Raw genomic sequence first — 21016 nt, forward strand, 5'->3', positions numbered from 1 at the left:
TTTGAAGCATCGTTTACTGTCTATACCGGCTCTCTGCCTGATGTGCCTGTCAGAGGCTTGGTCTGACGATACTGATCTTCTGATCAATGGCTTCAATAATGGTCAGGTTGATTTTCTGGGGTTTGCTGCACCTGCATCGGTCGGTGATGCCGCAAACTCGCTGCAAAACTCTGATGAACTCTATTACATCCTGCTCTGGATGATTAATGGTCCTGGCTGGCGGGGAAACCTCAAACGCTACAGTCTGGGAACGGATAACCAGGTTTATGATGCCAATGGTCATCTGGCCATTGATTCGTCCACCGGATTTTTTACCGGCAGCTCCAGAAGTTTTTGGGGTAATACCAACGATGGTAACAGTGCTACTTCAGGAGGAATGGCTGCCCATTTGAAAAAAAGTCGGACGGTGGTCTCCAATATTACTGGCAGTAACAGCGCCAACCTGAATGCTTCGGGTAATCGTGTCACTGAGAATAACGCGGGCATTACCACCGGGATTCTGGGTCTGTCCGGAAGTGCAGCGGCAACGAACCGTACCAATGTTCTCAAGTGGGCCAGAGGGGTTGATGTAGACGACGAAGACGGTGACGGTTCTACTACGGACAACCGAACCAGTACGGGCGATCCGCTTCATACCCAGCCAAAAGTGATCACTTATTATAAGAACAGTGCCGGGTCCGTGGTGGACCGAACGGTTTATTTCACCACCAACGACGGCTTCTTACACGCTGTGAATACCGATAATGGCAGCACTGAGTTCTCATTTATCCCTAAAGAGCTGCTCGTTAACCTTAAAATCTACAAAGACAATCTGGTACAAGGGGCAGACCACTATACCGGCCCATCTTCCGATGAGGGGTGTGTCTGGAACTTCAGAATACCCGGTAGTTGCATCCCTGAATACTGGTGCAGTTTTCAGTATCAATTGTTTGATATTCATCCTTCACAAAGTTGCCGTCTCAATGCACCAAGGACAGATGGCGACTGTGACTATAATATATTTGCGCCCCCGGGCACCTGTCACAACCCTGAGTTTTGCGAGTATCGCTATCGCTTTGGTGATCTCAATCTTAATCAGAGCTGCAGGCTCAGGAGCCGCCCTCAAATACCTCCTCCCACTGTGAATAATACACCGGTCAAGCTTTATGGCATGGATGGCCCGATGACGGTATGGATCAATGATGCCAACGGTGATGGTGATGTTCTTCAGAGCAATAATGGCTTTCCCGATTCCGGAGAGCATGTCAACCTTTATCTCACCATGAGGCGTGGTGGCAGTAATATCTACGCTCTGGACGTCATTCGCAGATATAACCCGGAATTGAGATGGGTGATTCGAGGCGACCAGGATAGGAACAATCAGGCAGACAGCACAACACTGAATCCTGATTTTCCTGAGCTGGGCCAGACCTGGTCAGCCCCGACTCCGGCAAAGGTCCGTTTTAATGGAGCCGACAGGCAGGTGCTGTTGTTCGGTGCTGGCTACGATCAGGATGCCGATGAACAAACGACGATCGGCCATAATGACATCGGGCGGGGAATCTACATGGTGGATGCCAGCACAGGCCAGAAGCTCTGGTCTGCCGGCAACAGTGGCACGGACCTGGACCTGACGGATATGAATTACAGTATTCCTGCTGATCTGGCGGTTATCGACATCGACAGGGATGGACTGACGGATTACTTTTTTGCGGTGGACATTGGCGGTCAGGTCTGGCGATTCGATGTCAACCAGAGCAACACCGGGGCCAGTGACTTTGCCACGGGAGGCCGAATTGCCAACTTCTCTGGCAGTACCCAGGCCGATGCCCGGCGGTTTTATGAAAAGCCAGACGTTTCCCTGTCCAGATCGCTTGACCATCTGAATATTGTGGTAGGCAGCGGCTTCAGGGCGAAACCTCTGGATACTCAGGTGGATGACCGGCTTTATGTCATCAGAGATCCCAATATTTACAACGCGCCTGTCAGTTATGACTACCACAATGGTTCAGTCATTGATGAGTCAGCGCTCTACGATGCCACGGCCAACCTCGTACAGCAGGGAAATGGGGGGCAGCGAGCGGCGGCTCTCAATGCGCTGGACAGTCAGAAAGGATGGTATATCCGCTTTGAGGTGTCTGGAGAAAAACTATTGGGCAGGCCCACCGTGTTCAATAATGTTTTGACCTTTACTACCTATGCGCCTGGTGGCGGTGGTTCCAGCTTCCTCTATGTATTGAACATCGATAATGCCGGCGCAGTGCTTGATCTTGATGGTAACAGTCAGGTGGTTAAGGGCGACCGCAAGAGACAGCTTCGTTACAGTATCCTGACTCCAGCCCCTGTCATTCTTAACCGTGGCAGTCAAGGCGCAGATATCTGTGTGGGTGGGGAGTGTTTTCAGGATATTCTCAGGGAAGCGGGTTCGATACCTTTCCACAAAACGTTCTGGAGGGAAAATCAGTGAGAAAGGTAAAGGGATTTACACTGCTTGAAATCTTTATTGTGGTGACCATCATCAGTCTGCTTATCGGAATTATGGTTCCGTCGTATAACGAATATGTGTTGCAGTCACGACGCAGCGAAGGCATATCATCCCTGTTGACGATGATGCAGCAGCAGGAACGATATTTTACCGAACAACTGACGTATACCAGTGATCTCTCAAAATTGGGTTACACACTGGCCGGCCCCAATAATGTGTCTTCCGAGAATGGTCATTATCTGATCACTGCGACAGCCTGTGCTTCCATGACAATCTCCCAATGTGTATTGCTCACCGCAACCCCCCAAGGTGTTCAGGCTCCGGACGGTACCCTGACCATTAACAGCCGTGGTACCCGAACGCCTGTTAGTGCCTGGCAATAGCTTCTTCTCACCAGCAGCCCGAAGACGGTGCCGCCGCGCTGTTCAGGCTGCCTTTGACCCCGAGCTGATTCAAGGTGATGGTTCGACAGTCAGTATCGTCAATCTGGCTACTGCTGCTATTCGCCGTAGCCGTCAACGTATACGTGGTGTTTGTCCCTGTTACCGCAATGGTGTAATGCCCATCTGGAGAAGTAGCACCACCAAGATTGTTGATATCAGTGGTATAAGCATTATCGTAGGTGTAAAACTTTTCTTGTTCTGCCGCTGCCGTCATCAGGGCGACATGGGCATCCGTCCTGCGACTTTCAAAAACATATTGTTGATAGGATGGGATGGCAACAGCGACAATGATGCCGATGATAGCAACGACGATCATCAGCTCGATCAGAGTGAAGCCACTGTCTTCCATAGACATTGACCGGTTGTCCATAACTCAGCTCCTTAACATAATGTCTACTTGGGAATATTAAATATCTGTCGCCAGGATTGTCGCCCGTCATCCGTCAGCGTGTACTCCAGATCGGTGCTGGAAATATTACCGGCCCCTCCCTGAATAATAATGCTGGTTTTGCCATCACTGCCCTGGTGAATTACCGGAGCCGGAGCCAGACCTGCACCCAGGCTGATTTTCCTTTCGGAGATCGTGTTATCAGTAAAACCATTCGGAGTCAGCACTTTCTGAAGACTGGCGGGTATGGCCGTGCCTGTCTGGTAGTGCAGCGCATTCAGGTAGCTGGTGCCATCCACCAGACACTGATCGGCAGGGGGCTGGTATTCGCTAAACAGCAGCAAGGCAAAAGCATTGGCCGGGGAGCTAATACTTTTACCGGCAGGATCTTTGCCGTCATAGATCAGTCGATTTTTCCAACCGGCTTCGGTGGTCAGGGCGTTGCGAAGGGATTCAAAATTACTCACTGTCTTGCCCGCAGATACCGTAAAGCCGGAGGCCAGATCGCCATCGGCCTCCACCTTAATATCCGTGGTATCAATCAGGTTGCTGAAGGGCACTGTGCCATAAGAGAACACGCCACTGAGTCTGGGTTCTTTTACGCCAAAAAAGAATTCCTGCCGGGTATTAAGGCTGTCTTGCCGGGTCAACTCACGGCCAGTACCAACAAAGACCCAGCGTTCATTATCGCTGTTGGTCACCGCCGTCGGGCGGGCAGTCACAGGGCGCTGCGGGCGAGTTAATGTGCCCAGTGTCCAGTTAGCAGCCAGTGGATCTTCCAGATTGATCCTGAGCAGCTCGCCACTGAGATTGCCTGCGGTTTCCACACTGCCAAAGTAGATGGCATCGTCATAGTAATCCTGATCCCAGTCCACGGTGGTCATATGGCCGGCATAAGCCTGGGCGATACCGCTGTCCATGGGGTCAAAGGTGCTGAGAAAGCTTTTGCTCTTAAGGTCATAGACGAACACTTTCATGTTCTGGTCACTGGTGGCATCGTCCAGTGCCTGTCGTATACCACTGAGCCCCGTGCCGGTCGGACCAGAGCCAAAGGCCAGGTACCAGTTATTTTCGGTGGGAAAGTTATAGTCACCGGAAGCATCGGGTTTTCGCCTTTGTATCACCACGGGGCGGCCCGTGGTAAAGCCCAACTCCGGGTGAGTAATTTCTGCCATCAGTTTGGGAGGCTTTGTCGGGTCGGTGATATCCAGCATGACGTAGGCAGAGCGCATGGTTCGGGCAGCACTGTTCACTGTGACGTCAATGGGGCCGCCGCCCAGTCGCATACCCATGAGCAGGACTGTTCCCCAACCCTTGGGGTGTTCGGCATCCGCAGGGAAAATATTGGCGTCAAAAATCAGGGGCTCGCCATCCATGTAGTAGACATGGGGGTAATCCTGTTCTGTCAGCCAGCGAAGATGGGGTAAAAGGTTCATGGGAGCGTAGGCCCAGAGTTCTCCACCCAGAGGGTGCTGATAGGTATCAGAGGAATGGCTTAGGTCAAATTGCTGATTAGTGTTGTTCCAGAAGCCGGCATTGAAGGCATGAATCATCCCGTCATTGGCACCCACATACACCACCTGACGACGGTTTTCGTACTGTTTTTGAAACTCGATAAAAGTTGAGTCATTGCTGTTGAAGGGTTTGCTGTCAGAGTAATACCCTTCCGGTTTGGAGACGACGACGGGGTTGGAATGAATGATGTCGCCCAGGCGCCAGACTTCCATATCGCCATCATTATCGATGTCTACAGAGCGGGAGCGGTAACCCGGCTGATCTTCGCCGCGAATGTACTTCACCAGTTTGTCCGACTCCGACGCATTCACACCCAGATAGCCACTGTTGTTGCCTGTGAAGGTGGCAGAGACGAACGGTTGTTCCTCACCGCTATCAACATTGCCATTATTATTGGCATCCAGCCAGGTGAGAATGTGACGGCCAGTATTGGTCAGCGCCGTATAGTTTCTTTGACTGGTAACGTTGCTGACTTCCATCAAGCGTTTACGGGCATCCCAGACGGGTTTCAGATCGGTCAAATCCACTCTGCCGCCATCTGCTGTCAGTGTCACGCCGTTGTCGGAAGAGGTATATCGCTGAATGACAGTGGAATTACTGATGGGGTCGAAAGACAGGGTCACTATCCGGTCGGTTGCATAGTCATCGAGGGTGCGGTTCCCATTGGTGTCCTCACGGAAGTGACCTTTGGCATCAACAAACAAACTGTGAACCAGCCCAACCCAACTGATATCAATGTTATTGACGGTCACTTCGGGAAGAAACAGCCCCTGGATGGCTGAGCTCACACCGCTGGCACTGTTAGCCACCAGGGCAGCACTGGCACCGGAAGAGATGCGGCTGGCGATATCCTCAAGTATCTTTCCCAGCTGTTGACCCAGTCGGGCAGGGTTGCTGACGACAAAGTAATTATCAGGAATACCATCCGGATCCAGAGAGCCTGTCAGGTTGTTGCGGTTGTCCCACTCCTTGTCATCGGCGTCAGGAATGTTGTCACCGTTGGCGTCATGATTAGGCGTGCCATCGTTATCAAGGTCGTTAAAGCCACCGTACTTTGCTGCCATAAATAAAGGTTTTGGCAAACGATTGGAAACAGTCGCGTTTGGCGTGAAATTTTTGGTGACATCGGTAGGGGTTAACTCTGTGCCAGTGTTACTGAGGCATGAGGGCCCGTTGCCGCCTGTGGCTATGCGGTCTGACTCTCTGCAGGTTCGCATCAATAATGCCGACTCACTGTCACCATCATCGTAGCTCTGGTTTAACTTAGGGGTGTTGTTAATGTAATCGGAGTTGTATTCGGCATCCAGAACCATACCGCTATAATTCTGGACCCCCGATATGGAGTAGCCATACCTGAAACTGTTGGAGCCATTGAATGACGGGTCAAACAGACGCACGCTCAGATTATTGGTGGATGTGGTGATGGTATAAGAGGCTTCGGAGTCGGTATCACCATCTCCGCCAAAGGTTTCATCGGCCCAGCCTAAGCGCAAGGTAATGCTGTCAAGCAGGCCTGAACTGTCCAGGGTAAAGCTCTCTACCGTCTGGTCCAGATGACGGCAGGGGCGATAGAGTGTTTCGTCAAAACCATCTGCATAGTCAATGGTCTGGCAGATTGGGGTCAGTGACACAGTTTTGCGGTTGCCGAGGCCGTCAGGAACACCAAAGGTCAGTGTCGGAACTGTCTGAGCCAGTTCAACAGTATAAGTGGTAACCGTCTGGTTGCCCGCCAGGTTTGATCTCAGGTCGTGGGTTCGCGCGTAGTGTGCCAGACCGGCCATATAATAGCTGCCTTCATAGTGCGGAACTTCAGGACAAATACCCCGGGCATCAGACAGGCCATTCAGGTTTTTGGGTTCGCACTGTCGGATGCCACTGCTGCCGTTACTGCCGATGATGAAGGAGCCGGGAAACGAAAGACCAGGTTCAAGGTTACCGACATCATTGGTTAACCGGTCTAGTTGTGGGATCCCGGACGAGAGTATATCGCTAATATTGCTGTAGTCATCGCTATCGTAGGAGTTCTGTCCTGTCGATAACACAATAATGGCGCAGTTGGCACAGCGGCTATCAACCGTAAATGGATCCTGCCAACCGGGTTTTGGTAATCCCAGGTCCGAACTCACACTGTAATCGGTAGAAGGTCCGGATTCCCCTGCAAAGTAGCGGAGCGCTTCCAGGTAGATTTCTGACATGGGATTGCCCCAGTCTTTACAATTCACCGGGCTGCCAGAGCTGCAATTATATTTCTGGTCGGTGTAACTGTATTCCGAAATTCTGAAACGGTTGACGGTAGCCACCATGCCAGAATTGTTTATAAACTGCCCTGTGCTCTGATTGACTTCATCGCTGGCGAAAGAAATATTCTTGCGTATGACTCCGCCCTGAGTATTGCCGTCATAGCTGCCGGTAATGAGTCCAAACTTTACCTGGTCCTGATAGGTTTGAATCAGTCCCACCGGTTTTTTTGAGCTGCCATAGGTCTGGCAGCCACTATCGGTTGAGCCACTGTGACAGACATCGACCCTGACGTTGTAATCGGCATCCGATGAGCCCTGACAGCGAACCCGGTTTAAACCCGCCCAGTTTGGGTCATTGCTGCTTCTGACTCTCAACAGGGGAGCACCGTTCTGACTCTGGTTCAGATTACAGAGAGTAATGCTGGAAGTGTAAGGCGTGAAGTCATTGACATCCCCTCCCGTATAGATCTTGCTGAATGCATGGAAGTCGTAGGGGATTTCTGCCCTTTCCAGGGTAGTCAAGCCAGTGGTATCGGTCACTCTCATTCCGCCGTAGAGCACCTTACGGATCAGGTCGATCCGGGACATTGTCACCCAGTTTAAAAAGTTACCACTCCAGGGTGCGCCTGACGTGGTGCAGCTATGGCCATTGGCTCCTGTTGCTCTTACAGAAGGTTGAAAACGACTGCTGCTGTAGGTGTAGCACCAGTCTGATTCAAAATATCCATAGTAATCAATGGTGTCTTTGTAGGTGGTATCTATTAAGCCATCACCGTCTACATCCGTGTAGTCGCTGTAGGCTTTTTTGAAAAGTTCGTGATCAAAGGAGAGCGCAAAGAGCACCAGAGGGGGGGAGCTGGTGGTTCCCTGACTGGGAGTTGCAGCATAGTCCGAGGAGGCTGCAATGGCCTGTTGCGAGCTCAATGCTTGTAGCAAGCATGTCAGTAAACAGATTGTTAGCCAAAGCCTGTGTGAGAACTGTTTTCTGGCTGAAAAAAATGCAGACAGGCTGATCCCTTTTGACACGAACACTGTGAAAATCCTTTTATGCGAAGTTAACTCACCGTTTGTAGGTAGACTGTAACATGACCTGACTATTGAGGTTATCGACTGAAGCGAGCACGGTTACACGATAAAGCTTTGACCAGTCAGAAGGGTTGGCAGGATTGGGGCTGACCCCAAACAGGGTTCTTGGAACATAGCAGAGAAATTCTAAAATATAGCGGGCAGAGCTTCCTGAAGGCATGGTGGTGGCGGCAATGGTTTTGCCGGGGTCTTTCCAGAGCGCGGCGCTCTCCCAGGGACGGGCATGTCCGGCCCGACAGCTGATAATACTGTTGCGGTCAGAGCCACTGAAGCAGAGGCCGTTACTGCAATCACCGGCGAATGTGTTGATGTCATTACAACTGTTTTGATTTTTGATACAGCGTTCGGCCTCCAGCAGAACGGTTTCCGCAGCGACGAAAGCGGCCTGATGAGTCCGGTAGCTGGCTGACATTCTCTGCTCAAGGCTTGAGAATTGCACTGCTGTCAGGGTTGCCATCACCATCAGGGTAAGAAAGATCATGGTGTAGAGCAGAGCGCTCCCGTTTTCATCATGATGTCTTCTGATGCGGCTCATGATTCCCCTCTGTTTCTCAAGGCCATGGTCATGACGTATTCCTTTCGCAAAAAACGATCCGACTGAGCAACCTGTACACCATCAAAAAGATAGGTTCTTGGGGGCGCCGGTGAAGGTGCCGGAGCAGGGAGAATTTCTGTTTCACTGCGCGTCAGCAGATGAATGCGGATGGAGGTGGCCTGTAGCCAGTCAGCATGGCGAAAACTTCGATCACCGGCACTGATATAGCGGTTAGCAACCCCATCGTTATCGGTATCCAGACCATAATGAATTCGAATATCTTCAATACCATCCACGATGGCCAGCGCTGTGGGGTTGCCTGCTTCTTTTCTGAACAGGGTCGGCAGTCCGTTATCCGGTTTTACAAAATAACTCACAGATTCCAGCGGCTTCAGATAACCCGGGTTAAATGACAGAGCGCCGGTAGGGGTTGAACCATCATAACAACGAAAGCTGCCCTTGAGTTGATTGACACAATTGCTGAAATCGCCGCCACCGCTGGTGGTATGGGTGACTGTGCTGCCACTGATGGAACTCAGGGCTATCAGAGCTACCTGAGAACAGTCTTGACGGGTGATGGCAGCAGCATGGCCTACTGACAGGGTTGAGCCGATGTTGCGGTCCAGTGTCAGAGTCGATGTGGAGGTGTCATGGTGGGTTACGGAGAAAACAATGTCGGGATTAACCTTAAAGATCAGCAGGCTTTCCGAGGTGGCCTGAGCGTCCATCTTTGACCGGGTGTCAGAAAGGTTCAATCCCTGAATAGGTTGTTCAGCGGTGAGCCATTCATGGCTGGCACTATTTTGAAGCAGGGCATTTCCAATAGAAGTTTCTCTATTGCAGCCTGTGTATCCTGCTACACGGACGTCACTCGAAATGGAGCTTACGGCAATTCGTGCTGCTTCCTGCATCAGTCCCAGCTGAAAGTTCAATCGATTGGAATTATTGCTGCTCAGAAAGACCTGAGTGACTGAGGCAATGATCAAAATGCCCAATAACATGGCAATCATCAGTTCAATCAGGCTGAGTCCCTTCTGCTTGATGTGGTTCATGATTTATAGAGTGCTCCTGAGAATCACCTGGCGGCGGGTCTGCTGTCCTTTGCTGTCATCAAAGAAGATCGTGATGGTGTAGTTCCGGCCCTCTGGTACATCGGTTTTGACAATTGAACCGTCTGAATCGGGGAGCTGGGCGTCCAGAATGAACTTCCATTGCGCAATGTCATAACGGGCTAACTCAGCGGGTGTGCAATCTGCGGTGTCGCAATCATTAGGATAAGCAGCGGGCGCATTGCCGACACTGGCCGAATAACCGGGCCCGTTAAGTGCGTAGACCGGGTTGGCTTTGATCCTGTCGAGCATGTCGTAGGCAAGGATGTTGGATAGGGAATTGAGATAGGCAATGTTGTTGTAACTGATGCTTCGGGTCTGTAAAGCGGCCATACCTAAGAGGCCAGAAGCCAGAATGACGACTGTGATCAGAACTTCTACCAGGGTCATGCCTGCTTGGGAACGTCCTGAATTCATGGACAAACCACTGAGTTGGCGGAGCGTACTCTACCAGACAGGTTAATGGTAACACCTCTGGCGATCTTCGATGTTGTCAGACTGTCGCAAATAAGAAAGTTGCCTGAACTGGTGTTGTTGACGGTGCCATCTCCCTGAAACACGATTGGCGTGCTGTTACTCCAGGTAATTGAGGCGATAGATTCTATTGTCTGTGAGCGTCTCAAGGTATCGACTCCTGCGTCAAATACGCCGTTACTGTTTTCATCGGTGAAAATGACCCAGCCTTGACTCCAAAGGGTTGGATCTGCTGCGCAGGTAGTCCCGTCAGTGGATGCACAGGCGATGGTATTGCTGCCGGTTTTAACGGCTTCACTGCGGGCGTAGAGCAGGTTTGAAAGGAGGTTTTGCTGAATGTTTGAGAAACGAATGGTGTTCGAGACTTCCCTCAGTTGTGGCAGTCCCATGGCAACAATAATCCCGGCGATCAACAGAGTGATCATCAGCTCAATTAATGAAAATCCTTTTTCTCCAGGCTCAGGGCTGTTTTTTGCCCCGGGCTCAAGGCTGTTTGAGTGCCCCATGAGATCTGACCGGTTTTTAGCGTTTATCTGATCAGTTTAGAAGTGGATTTTGATGATTCGGGTGAAGGGGTAGAGAACCTGCGGAATTATTATCAAAGCAGCCAATGAGATAAAAACAGGGATGGTTTTTTGACAGGGGGCTAATGATTTCGGCCGCATGGCAGTTATAAGAATGAGATAACCCTTAAACTCTCGTTGAATCAGGTCAATGTCATGGAGCAGGAAAACAGGGATACCATCCGGCTGCTCATAGTGGATACTTCCTCTGAAGAAGCTGAGGCACTGCTTAATGTTTATCGGGATGCCGGATACCCGACCCGTGCTCATCATGTCACTTCTATAAAGAGTCTGGAAGAAGCTCTGTCTGGTCATCAGAAATGGGATTTGATGATTATCTCTTCAGCCGAGCTGCCAGAGGGATTAACGATCAGTTCAGTGCTTGATCGGGTTGACCAGCAGGGCAGGGACATTCCTTCGATAGTATTGTCAGAACAACCGGAAGAAGAACAGTTGCAATGGCTCAAGCTGGGAGTAAGAAGTGTTATTGCTCAAGACAATGATGAACTGCTTCTGCTGACTTCTGATCGGGAAATTGCCGACCTTAACGCCCGCCGTCACCATCGACTGATGAGCGTTGCCCTGAATGAATCAGAGAAACAGAGACGTCACCTGTTGGACGATCAGGTGGATGCCATCATCTATATCAGTGAAGGTCAGGTTAAATACTCAAACCCGGCATTCAATGAGCTGGTGGGTCTGGATGGCAATGCCAGTCTTCTCGGTAAACCCTTTACTGATCTGGTGGCGGGAAAAGATCGCAGGGAAGTGGGTGATTTCCTGAACAGTATCGAAGACAGTGGCCGGGCCCTGGCAGCGATTCAGTGTCCGTTGCTGGCAGTTCAGGATAATGAAGTGCCTGTCAGGGCTATAGTCAGTCCTACTTCCTTTGAGGGACGTTATACACTGAGTCTGCTGGTTAGGCTCCAGGAAACTGAAGAGGCCTCGGATGTTGAGCATAAAGACGTCGAAGTGGCCCGTCTTGATAGCGAAACCCATCTCTATGATAAAGAAGCTTTCAAAGAGCAGATGGATGTTGCCATGCAGAGAGTGGTTGCGGGTAAAGACCAGTTTGCCTTGCTTTGTATTACTCTCGATTCACTGCGTGCGCTTCATGCCAAAGGCGGTAAAAGAGTCAGCCAGCCCTATTATAAAGAAGTCAGTTCACGTCTTGGTTTGGAGTTAATAGAACATCAAGCTGCCAGTTGGAGCGGTGACTGTATCATGGCTTTGGTGAAAGCCAGTGATGAAAAGTCGGTGCGGGAATTGGCCGATCAAGTCATTAAAGCGGTTACACAAGAGACGGTCACACTGGGCAGCAATGAGCTTCCGGTCAGGCTGAGTCTGGGTAGTGTCATGCTGACCGATTCCAACAGTGATCCTGATACTCAGTTGGTCAGAGCTCGCCATGCTGCTATTCAGGCCCAAAAAGAAGGCGGCGGAAAACTTTGTTTCTATCAGAAACGTAAGGTTAATGCGGTCAGTTCGGTTGAGAAGCATCTGGCAGGAATGGTCAGCCAGGCTCTGAAAAATGACAATTTTAAATTGAAATATCAACCAGTGGTCAGTTTGAAAGGTTCTTCTGAAAAGCACTTTGAAGTTCAGTTGCGTATGGTGGATACCAGAGGTCGTGAACATGACTCAGTGACATTTAGAAATAAGCTGGACAAAAATGCTCTCTGGAGCAAAGTCGATCGCTGGCAGGTCATAGAAGCAGGAAAAGAGCTTCTGAGCAGAACCCAGAATAAGGATAACATCCGACTCTTCATGCATCTTGGCGGCAATGCCATTCTGGAGAAAGAGTTTTTGCCCTGGTTGGGCGTTGCACTCAAGGCGGCAGCTATGCCTGCTTCGTCGGTGATTGTGGAAATCAGTGAACAGAATATTGTCCGCTTCAATAAACAGGCTCCGGACTTTTTCAAGGCGGTCAAGGCGCTGGGTTGCAGTACCGGAGTGAGTGAATTTGGCTGCAGTTTGAACCCTATGGAAACCATTGCGCCAATGGCGGTGGATTATGTCAAGGTTGATCCTTCTTTCACTAAAGATCTAACCAGCGAAAATCAGGGTAAAGAACTCAAGAAAATGGTCCTCGCTTTATCGGAAAAGGGGCAGAAAGTGATCGTTCCTCAGGTTCAGAGTGCTGTTGAGATGGCCCCGCTGTGGCATACCGGTGTCGATTTCATCCAGGGCGACTTCCTTCAGGAGCCTGTGGAACATATGGACTTTGATTTTGAGGGGGACTTCTAGTGGCTGACGCAGCCTCCCCGTAATCAAGGAAGATTTTGAGTTTTACACTGACTGCAACATCGTTGAAAATAGCCGGCTCACAGATTGAAGATTAAGAGATCAGGCTTTTTAATGTCAGCAAAGCTCAATATCGTCATGGCCCAGCTTAACCTCAAAGTGGGTGATATAGACGGCAACACCCAGCGGGTGATCGAATCGGCTGAAGAAGCGCGTGATCAGCATCAGGCCGATCTGGTGGTTTTTCCTGAACTGACACTCTGCGGGTATCCACCTGAAGATCTGTTACTCAGGCCCAGTATGGTGTTGAGAATTGAGCAGGCTATCAGCAAGCTCGGTGTGGTCAAAGGTATTGATCTGGTGATTGGATTACCTGCCATGGGAGCACATGGTCTGGAAAATCAGGCAGTGGTCCTTAGAGACGGTCAGGTGATGGCCCGATACGCAAAACAACATCTGCCTAACTACCAGGTATTCGATGAGAAGCGCTACTTCATGTCGGGACATGAACCCTGCGTCTATGAGTGTAAAGGGGTAAAACTGGCTCTGACTGTCTGTGAAGATCTCTGGTATCCCTCATCCGCTCAGCAGGCTGCAGATGCCGGGGCGGAGCTGGTTCTGAGCCTCAACGCTTCCCCCTTTCATAAAGATAAACACACTATCCGTTACCAGACCATCCGCAACCGTTGTCTAGAAACGGGTCTTCCCGTGCTTTATGTCAACCTCCTGGGTGGACAGGATGAGCTGGTGTTTGATGGTGGCTCTTTTGCCATGAACGGCAATGGACAGGTCGCTGTCAGGGCCGATTACTTTGCCGAAGGTCTCTACAAAACCTGTTTCGACATAGCAGACAAGACGTTTGATCAGGAAGACGTTGCCGAGCTGCCTGGCCTGCACGAACGAGTCTACAATGCTCTGGTCACGGGAGTTCGTGACTATGTGAATAAAAATGGCTTTAAAGGGGTTGTGTTAGGTTTATCCGGTGGGATTGATTCTGCCTTGACTCTGGCCATTGCCACCGACGCTTTGGGCGCCGAACGGGTTCAGGCGGTTATGATGCCTTTCCGCTATACCTCAAACATGAGTCTCGAAGATGCCCGGGAAGAAGCCGAAATTCTGGGTGTCGATTATTCCGTCATGCCTATTGAGCCGATGTTTGATGCGTCTATGTCAATGCTGAGTTCTCAGTTTGAGAATACCCGAAAAGACACCACAGAAGAAAACCTCCAGTCCCGTTGCCGGGGCGTCATGCTGATGGCCATTTCCAACAAGAAAGGTTACATGGTCCTCACTACCGGCAATAAGAGTGAAATGGCGGTAGGCTATGCCACGCTCTATGGCGATATGTGCGGTGGTTACAATGCTCTGAAAGATGTACCAAAAACGCTTGTCTTTGAGTTGTCCGAGTACCGTAACTCTCTGGGTTATGTTATTCCGCAACGGGTGATTGATCGTCCACCTTCTGCCGAACTCGCACCTGATCAGGTAGACGAAGACAGTCTGCCTCCCTACGACGAGCTGGATCGAATCATCGAAATGTATGTGGAAGAAGATAAAAGCGCTGAAGCCATTATCGATTCCGGCTTTGACCGGGATACTGTCTATCGGGTGTTGCGTCTGATTGATGTTAATGAATTCAAACGTCGGCAGGCGGTGGTGGGGGTTCGTATTACGCCCCGCGGTTTTGGACGTGACCGCCGTTACCCGATTACCAACGGCTGGCGTCCGGGTATTTGATGGTCTGAACAAACCCGGACTACCCCGGTCGCGCTTATGCGTTTGCCAGAGCCATATAGGTCTGGTGAACCTCATCCAGTTGTTTAAACAGCTGCTCCAGCGAGCCGCTGTTATCAACCACGTCGCTGGCTTTCTCCAACCTCTGTTTACGGGAAGCCTGTCTCGCCATAATAGCCCGGGTTTGTTCTTTGCTCATGCCGTCGCGGCTCATGGTTCTTGCCAACTGAGTGTCTTCAGGAACATCGACAACCAGGATACGTTGGGTGAGCAAGTGTTGATCTGTTTCTACCAGAAGCGGCGAAACCATGATGGTGTAAGGAGACTCGGACGCTTCCAGTTCCTGAATAATCTGATGACGAATCAAAGGGTGCAGCAACTGTTCCAGCCATAAACGTTCGCTGTCGTCATTAAAAATAATGTCCCTGAGCTTTCTTCGGTCCAGAGTGCCTTCGTCAGTAAGAATATCCTGACCATGTCTTTCTGCAATTTTCTGCAGAGCTGGCTGACCGGGTTCCACCACTTCTCTTGAAGCCTGGTCCGCATCCACTACGGTAATACCGAGACTGGAAAAGTAGTCGGTAACGGCGGTTTTACCACTGCCGATGCCGCCCGTTACGCCAATAACCAACTTACTCATGTTCAGCTCACAGTCCCATAATCTGCAGATAAGATTGAACCAGTGTTTCTCCCCAAAGCAGGGCAATAAAGCCCGCAGCGGCCAGATAAGGCCCAAAGGGAATAGGGTTGCTCCGCTCCTGCTTTTTCAGGATGATTAGCACCACCGCGACAATCGTTCCCACCAGTGAGGACAGCAGAATAATCAGAGGTAGCATTTGCCAACCCATCCAGGCACCGAGTGCCCCCAGTAGTTTAAAGTCGCCATAGCCCATACCTTCTTTGCCCGTCAGCAGTTTGAATAGCCAGTAAACAGACCACAGTGAAAGATAACCGGCAGCAGCACCCAGCACCGCGTCCTCTAAAGGAATCAATAACTCAAAGCTGTTGGCTAGCAGGCCCAGCCAGAGTAAGGGCAAGGTAATGCTGTCCGGCAGCAGTTGGGTGTCCAGGTCAATCATGCTCAATGCCAGCAGGGACCAGACTAAACAGCACAGTAAAATCGTCTGGAGCGTGGCGCCAAAGTAGATGCCAACAGCAACGGTCAGCAGGGCAGAGACTACCTCAATGATCGGATAGCGAACAGAAATAGAGGTTTTGCAGGAAGAGCAACGGCCTTTCAAAAACAGATAGCTGATAACCGGGATATTTTCCCAGGCCCGGATCTTGTGGCCACAGCTCGGACAGGTGGAGTCGGGCTTGATCAGGTTATAAGGTTCCATCTCAGCAGGAACCTTGTCCGGGTGAAGTGTTTCCAGACACTCCAGCTTCCACTGCCGTTCCATCATTACCGGCAGGCGCAGAATAACAACATTGAGAAAGCTACCAACCAGAAGGCCGACCAGGAGCAGGATGAGATAGAAATAAGTGGGTGAAGACTGGAGTAATTCTAAGAGTGCCATTAGTCAATAAATCCGGTTTTCTTAATATGAAAGTGCCGCATGTTCAGATCCAGAGACACATTATAATTTGATAGCAGCGACACTTTGGCTCATGGCTGTTTTCTGGTCTTACTCTACTTGATTTTTGGATTCAGTGCATTCTTATGGGCAAACTCTATTGGTCTGTCAGGTTGTCCTTATCGATTTCAAAATGGCTATGATGTGTCAAAAACAATGATTACATTGGAGCAAATTAATGCATTTCGGTCTGTAGTTGAGAGTGGCAGCTACAGTGCCGGAGGGTGTGACATAACCAGATACCGATTCACATCAAAAAGCTTCATGGGCTCTACATTGCACTACAATCATCGTGGTGGCCACCCGGTCTGAACTCGAAAAGTATTGCATGGTGCCAAATGAGACTTAGGTTTATTTTCTTTTATCGTCTTCTGTTAAGCCTGATTACCGGCTGTCCTGCTTTCCTTTATGCCTCCCCTTATCAAATAGAAGTAATAGCTGTTAATGCTGAAAACATGCGATATATTGCATATACCTCGGGTACTGTTCATCAAGCCAAACATGATTTATCCGAAGCATCGAACAGGCATTTATCTAACGAAAGTTTGCCACCGGTTATCGAGGAATCTGGCGACACCCAAAAGAAAGTGCTCTACGAACTGAAAGACGATGATAATTTTATTACACCCACCCCAACACTCCCGCCGGTGCCCGATGTTATTGAATTTGCTCACGAGAAAGAAGTCTCAATACAGAAAGAGCTTGCAGCCAGCACCTTGACGGTCAAGCCAACGCCTAATGAACCAGCTGCAAGACACTTCACCTATGCAACCATAAGGGCAGAAGCAAGCTCCAATGACATGCAATCGACAACGCTTTTGCCACAAGCCTCAATTCTTTCAGCTTCGGCTTCATCCAGCCCTGCAGATTTTCAGAGCAATGGGAATAAGCTACTTTGCACTCATTGCGGCAAGAGCCTGACTGCAGGAATGCATACACAAAAACAAAACCATCAAAAACAGCTTATGGGGCAGAGTCCGAGCTCTTTTGCTGGCCCCGGTGGCCTTGGTGGCCAGGGTAAAGACCAGCAAGACGAAGAGAATAAGGATGCGAAACGCGCGCAACACAAGAAATACACTCCTCCCCCGCCACCACAGGGTGGCGGATCCAAACGTCGCCAGTTCCGCTCTGCCGTCACTGCGGCGCAAAGACTGCCGGATGTAAAGCCACATGTACAGTGCAGGCTGCGCTTGCTCAAACTGCAACGCATCAATGACTACCTGCTGCTGGAGGAAGAGTACATCACGAATCAGAGCCGCCTGAACCGGGAGAGCAGTATCGACAGGGAGCAGTTAATGGTGGATGAGGTTCGCGGCTCGCCAATGAAAGTGGGGGTACTGGAGGAGATCATCGATGAAAACCATGCCATCGTCAGCGGGTCGGACGGTTTGCCGCACTACGTGAACATCATGTCCTTCGTGGACAGGGACAAGCTGGAGCCGGGCGGTCAGGTGCTCCTTCACAGCAAGCAGATGTCCATCATTGGCGTACTTTCGGATGAGGTCGACCCCATGGTTCGTGTGATGATGGTCGAGAAAGCCCCGATGGAGTCTTACGTTGATATTGGCGGCCTGGAGAAACAGATACAGGAAATCAAGGAGGCCGTCGAGTTGCCGCTCACACATCAGGAGCTTTACGATGAAATTGGCATTTCCCCACCTAAGGGGGTCATCTTCTACGGGCCGCCCGGAACCGGTAAAACGCTGCTGGCCAAGGCCGTCGCACACCATACCAGCGCCACCTTCCTGCACGTCGTCGGGTCGGAGCTCATTCAGAAGCACCTTGGCGACGGTGCCAGACTGGTGCGTGAGCTGTTCCGCGCTGCAGAGGAGTATGCGCCGTCCATCGTCTTCATTGACGAGATCGACGCCGTCGGTACTAAACGCTACGAGTCACATAGTAGTGGCGAGAACGAGATCAAGCGCACCATGCTGGAACTCCTGAACCAGCTTGACGGATTTGATAGCCGCACCGACGTCAAGGTCATTATGGCCACCAATCGCATTGAGGCACTTGACCCGGCTCTCATCCGGCCCGGTCGCATCGACCGCAAGATCGAGTTCCCTGTACCGGACTCCGAGACCCAGAAAAAAATCTTCAACATCCACACCGCCAAGATGGCCCTGGCCGAAGACGTCAATCTCGAAGAGTTCATCATAACCAGAGATAACCTCAGTGGTGCTGACATCAAGGCCATCTGCACAGAGGCCGGTCTGCTGGCCCTGCGCGAGCGCCGAATTCGGGTCACACAGACAGACTTCAGAAAGGCCAGAGAGCAGATTATGTACCTTAAAAATGAGTGTATTTCGGAAGGGTTGTATTTATGATGCGTGTGCATACCACCGGGTGAATTAGCCTGATGACTCAGAACGACTCATTAAACACTGCTTGAAAAGAAAAATATCCGGTCAGAGAGACCCTGTGCCAAAAAGATATTTTAGGGCAATCACTTTTTGTGATTCAGGGTAAAAAAGCACTCCCAACCGAGTTCGCTCTCTATCTGTATCCTCGCGCAAATCATCTGGCGAAGCAGGCGAAAGAATTTGAACAGGTAGCACTTTCTGCTCAGGATATGAAGATTACTGAGTTCAAAATTTGCTACGACGTACAAATTTCCATGGCGTTTTTAACTGAGCTTGATGCAACGATTGCTGAAACTTATCCGTCATTGCTGGTACATTGGCTGCACCGCAACCGACACGACGCATTAGCTTTTCTTGAAAAAGATGAAGCGCAGGTAGCTCTGATGCCCACTTTATCTGATTTACTGCCATCTGAACGTGTTGGGGTAATGAACATTGGAGCATCAAAACTGGGCATCTATGCTCATCCCGCTTCGCCACTGGCCCGGCTAGTCTTCTTTCCTTTGATATTTCATTAGCGTACCCGATAAGTAGCAGGGAACAGGTACAAATCGCTGATCATCGAAAGAGTGTTGTTAAAGAAATCAAGTAAGTGATCGGCCATGGGAATCAATATGTGAAAATGCTACAAGAGTTTAAACAAACCCTGATCGCCCAGACCACCACCAGAAAAATCAAAGTCCGCGCAGGGAGTCAGGATGGTTAGCATTACCGGCGAAGAGGGACTGGAACAAGCCCGGCCATCAGGCGGCTATTTCCAGCCGAACCCCTGGCAGCCTGTCGGACTTAAGCGTCCGTAGCGAGGATTGCAAGAAATTGAGGATAAAAATTTCTGCTTCTGAGGAGAATAGCGAGCTATTTGACGAAGAAGCAGGAATTTTTAGACCAATTTATTGCAACCGCAGTAGGACAGCCTTAAGTCCGACAGGCTGCTAGCGCTTTCAGCAGTCGGTGCACAGTATCCCATCGGGGCTGGACCTTGCCGTTAAAGGCTTTGTACAGACTCTCCCGGTTCAGGCCGGTCTGTTCCGCCAGTTGTGTCACGCCTTTATGTTTGACCACATGCCCAAGAGCCACAATAAAAACACCGGGATCATTATCCTGATAGGCTTCAGTCAGAAACCAGGGGATGTCATCATCGGTCAGGGCATTATCAAAAGGATTGTAGGGTTTCAACGATTCGCTCATGATTGTTTCCTCCAGTTCTTGCAATATTTCTCTGACTTTTCAATGTCCTGGGACTCGCTGGATTTGTCCCCAACACAATAGGATGACCAGCTGCTCACCACGAACAGTGAAATAGGGCCGATAGCCTTTGCCTGCAAGTATCCGCATTTCACTGATATTGCCACCCACGGATTTTACATTATGGTTAGCAATGCCGGCGAAGACGCACTGGAATAGGCCATAGAAATAGCCCCGACTGGCGACAGCCTTGAAGCCCGTGGTGCACCCGCGCAACGTAAGCGTTCAAGCAGGGTATTGACTCCCCCTACTTGCCGAGATCGGATTTTAACGGATTGGTCCCGAATTTCTCTTTCCAGATTCGCGGGATTAGCTCTCGGATATCGCACGTTGCTCAAGATGTGTCAGGGTTCCAAGGCTGATGGCAATACGACTGGACTCAAGTTTCTGATGCTGGCGGTAAAGCGGAGCGCGGAAGCAGTAATTCTCTACCAGCAGACCCGCGATGAAGCTGACATCGGGAAAGCTGCGATCAAATAATCCTAATGGTGTGGTTACCGTTGTTAGCGTCTGGCTGGGCTTGTGGCGAACGACTTCGCGCTGATATTTCAGGATGACATAGCTGGCAGGGCGCTGCGCCAGACTATAGGTGTACTTGTAGTCAATGATTTCGTAATGGTCTGCGTCTTCAAATTGTCTTTATTCCCAAAAAGAGGCAAAAGGTCATTTATGGAAGCTTGAGAAATTTTCTGGGAACCATTGTTAATGAACTTGCCAAGTACAAAAAAGTGCAAAATTGCGGAGGGGCATTTGATGCGCGATTACGTCCATATTTGCATTAGCATTCCGATGAAATATTCTGCTTTCCATATTGTCGGTTATATGAAAGGAAAATGTGCAATAGCTATTGCAAGACCTTTCAAAGGTAAGCAAAGGAATTTTTCTGGAGAGTACTTCCGGATACGAGGGTATTTCGACGCACAATAGGACTTGATGAAAATGTGATTAGGGAATATATCAGAAACCAAGAGAAAAATGATGGAACACGAGATCAGTTGAAACTTGGTTTTGACTCAGGCACTTGGGGGTAACATAA

General features: G+C 50.2%; 16 protein-coding genes and 1 pseudogene. 7 read left to right on the forward strand and 10 right to left on the reverse strand.

The genetic code is table 11. The features are described from left to right. The first annotated feature begins 1 nt into the window (after nt 1). On the forward strand, nt 2-2446 hold the full coding sequence (locus KBW69_RS07460; protein WP_257280486.1) for a pilus assembly protein: 2445 nt from the start codon (nt 2-4) through the stop codon (nt 2444-2446). Further along, entirely contained in the window at nt 2443-2847 is a 405-nt protein-coding gene (locus tag KBW69_RS07465; protein WP_257280487.1) for a type IV pilin protein, read from the forward strand. Before KBW69_RS07460 ends, KBW69_RS07465 begins: the two co-directional genes overlap by 4 nt. A 7-nt stretch (nt 2848-2854) precedes the next feature. On the opposite strand, the gene KBW69_RS07470 is transcribed toward KBW69_RS07465, so the two are convergent. From KBW69_RS07470 to KBW69_RS07495, 6 genes are all read right to left on the reverse strand, one after another. Next, nucleotides 2855-3277, reverse strand: coding sequence for a type IV pilin protein (locus tag KBW69_RS07470; RefSeq protein ID WP_306674516.1), 423 nt, complete (start codon nt 3275-3277; stop codon nt 2855-2857). A gap of 23 nt (nt 3278-3300) precedes the next feature. Beyond that, nucleotides 3301-7986 carry a pilus assembly protein gene (locus KBW69_RS07475; RefSeq protein WP_257280488.1) on the reverse strand — a complete coding sequence of 1562 codons (4686 nt, stop codon included), beginning with the start codon at nt 7984-7986 and terminating at the stop codon, nt 3301-3303. 124 nt (nt 7987-8110) lie between these two features. Beyond that, entirely contained in the window at nt 8111-8671 is a 561-nt protein-coding gene (locus KBW69_RS07480) for a PilX N-terminal domain-containing pilus assembly protein (protein ID WP_257254783.1), read from the reverse strand. Beyond that, nucleotides 8668-9723: a PilW family protein gene (locus KBW69_RS07485; protein WP_257274234.1), complete on the reverse strand. Its 1056-nt coding sequence runs from the start codon at nt 9721-9723 to the stop codon at nt 8668-8670. The genes KBW69_RS07480 and KBW69_RS07485 overlap by 4 nt, the downstream gene beginning before the upstream one ends. 3 nt (nt 9724-9726) lie before the next feature. Next, nucleotides 9727-10197 (reverse strand): type IV pilus modification protein PilV, encoded by a 471-nt coding sequence (pilV, locus tag KBW69_RS07490; protein ID WP_257253235.1) that lies wholly within the window; start codon nt 10195-10197, stop codon nt 9727-9729. Then, the gene (locus tag KBW69_RS07495) at nt 10194-10760 is read right to left on the reverse strand and encodes a GspH/FimT family pseudopilin (protein WP_257274233.1); all 567 of its coding nucleotides are present in this window, start codon (nt 10758-10760) and stop codon (nt 10194-10196) included. Before KBW69_RS07495 ends, pilV begins: the two co-directional genes overlap by 4 nt. A gap of 213 nt (nt 10761-10973) precedes the next feature. Between KBW69_RS07495 and KBW69_RS07500 the strand changes: the two genes are divergently transcribed. After that, nucleotides 10974-13064 (forward strand): EAL domain-containing protein, encoded by a 2091-nt coding sequence (locus KBW69_RS07500; RefSeq protein ID WP_257280489.1) that lies wholly within the window; start codon nt 10974-10976, stop codon nt 13062-13064. A 111-nt stretch (nt 13065-13175) separates the two neighbouring features. Beyond that, nucleotides 13176-14798, forward strand: coding sequence for an NAD+ synthase (locus KBW69_RS07505; RefSeq protein ID WP_257280490.1), 1623 nt, complete (start codon nt 13176-13178; stop codon nt 14796-14798). A 34-nt stretch (nt 14799-14832) separates the two neighbouring features. Here the strand turns inward: KBW69_RS07505 and coaE are convergent, their stop codons facing one another. Next, nucleotides 14833-15435: a dephospho-CoA kinase gene (gene coaE, locus KBW69_RS07510; RefSeq protein ID WP_257253148.1), complete on the reverse strand. Its 603-nt coding sequence runs from the start codon at nt 15433-15435 to the stop codon at nt 14833-14835. 7 nt (nt 15436-15442) lie between these two features. Continuing rightward, nucleotides 15443-16315: an A24 family peptidase gene (locus KBW69_RS07515; RefSeq protein ID WP_257253147.1), complete on the reverse strand. Its 873-nt coding sequence runs from the start codon at nt 16313-16315 to the stop codon at nt 15443-15445. A 395-nt stretch (nt 16316-16710) separates the two neighbouring features. Between KBW69_RS07515 and KBW69_RS07520 the strand changes: the two genes are divergently transcribed. Both KBW69_RS07520 and KBW69_RS07525 read left to right on the forward strand, forming a co-directional pair. Next, nucleotides 16711-18699, forward strand: coding sequence for an AAA family ATPase (locus KBW69_RS07520; protein ID WP_257253146.1), 1989 nt, complete (start codon nt 16711-16713; stop codon nt 18697-18699). Nucleotides 18700-18827: 128 nt separating this feature from the next. Further along, nucleotides 18828-19253 carry a hypothetical protein gene (locus KBW69_RS07525; RefSeq protein WP_257280491.1) on the forward strand — a complete coding sequence of 142 codons (426 nt, stop codon included), beginning with the start codon at nt 18828-18830 and terminating at the stop codon, nt 19251-19253. A 397-nt stretch (nt 19254-19650) separates the two neighbouring features. Here KBW69_RS07525 and KBW69_RS07530 read toward each other — a convergent pair whose 3' ends face one another. Together KBW69_RS07530 and KBW69_RS23690 are read right to left on the reverse strand one after the other, a co-directional pair. Continuing rightward, nucleotides 19651-19923 (reverse strand): addiction module antidote protein, encoded by a 273-nt coding sequence (locus KBW69_RS07530; protein WP_257274465.1) that lies wholly within the window; start codon nt 19921-19923, stop codon nt 19651-19653. A 366-nt stretch (nt 19924-20289) separates the two neighbouring features. Continuing rightward, the gene (locus KBW69_RS23690; RefSeq protein WP_373690679.1) at nt 20290-20589 is read right to left on the reverse strand and encodes a transposase; all 300 of its coding nucleotides are present in this window, start codon (nt 20587-20589) and stop codon (nt 20290-20292) included. 11 nt (nt 20590-20600) lie between these two features. On the opposite strand from KBW69_RS23690, the pseudogene tnpA reads away from it, so the two are divergent. After that, nucleotides 20601-21011 (forward strand): annotated as a pseudogene (gene tnpA / locus KBW69_RS07535) (IS200/IS605 family transposase). Nucleotides 21012-21016 lie beyond the last annotated feature (5 nt).

Source organism: Endozoicomonas sp. ISHI1 (genome assembly GCF_024606225.1).
Lineage (GTDB): Bacteria > Pseudomonadota > Gammaproteobacteria > Pseudomonadales > Endozoicomonadaceae > Endozoicomonas_A.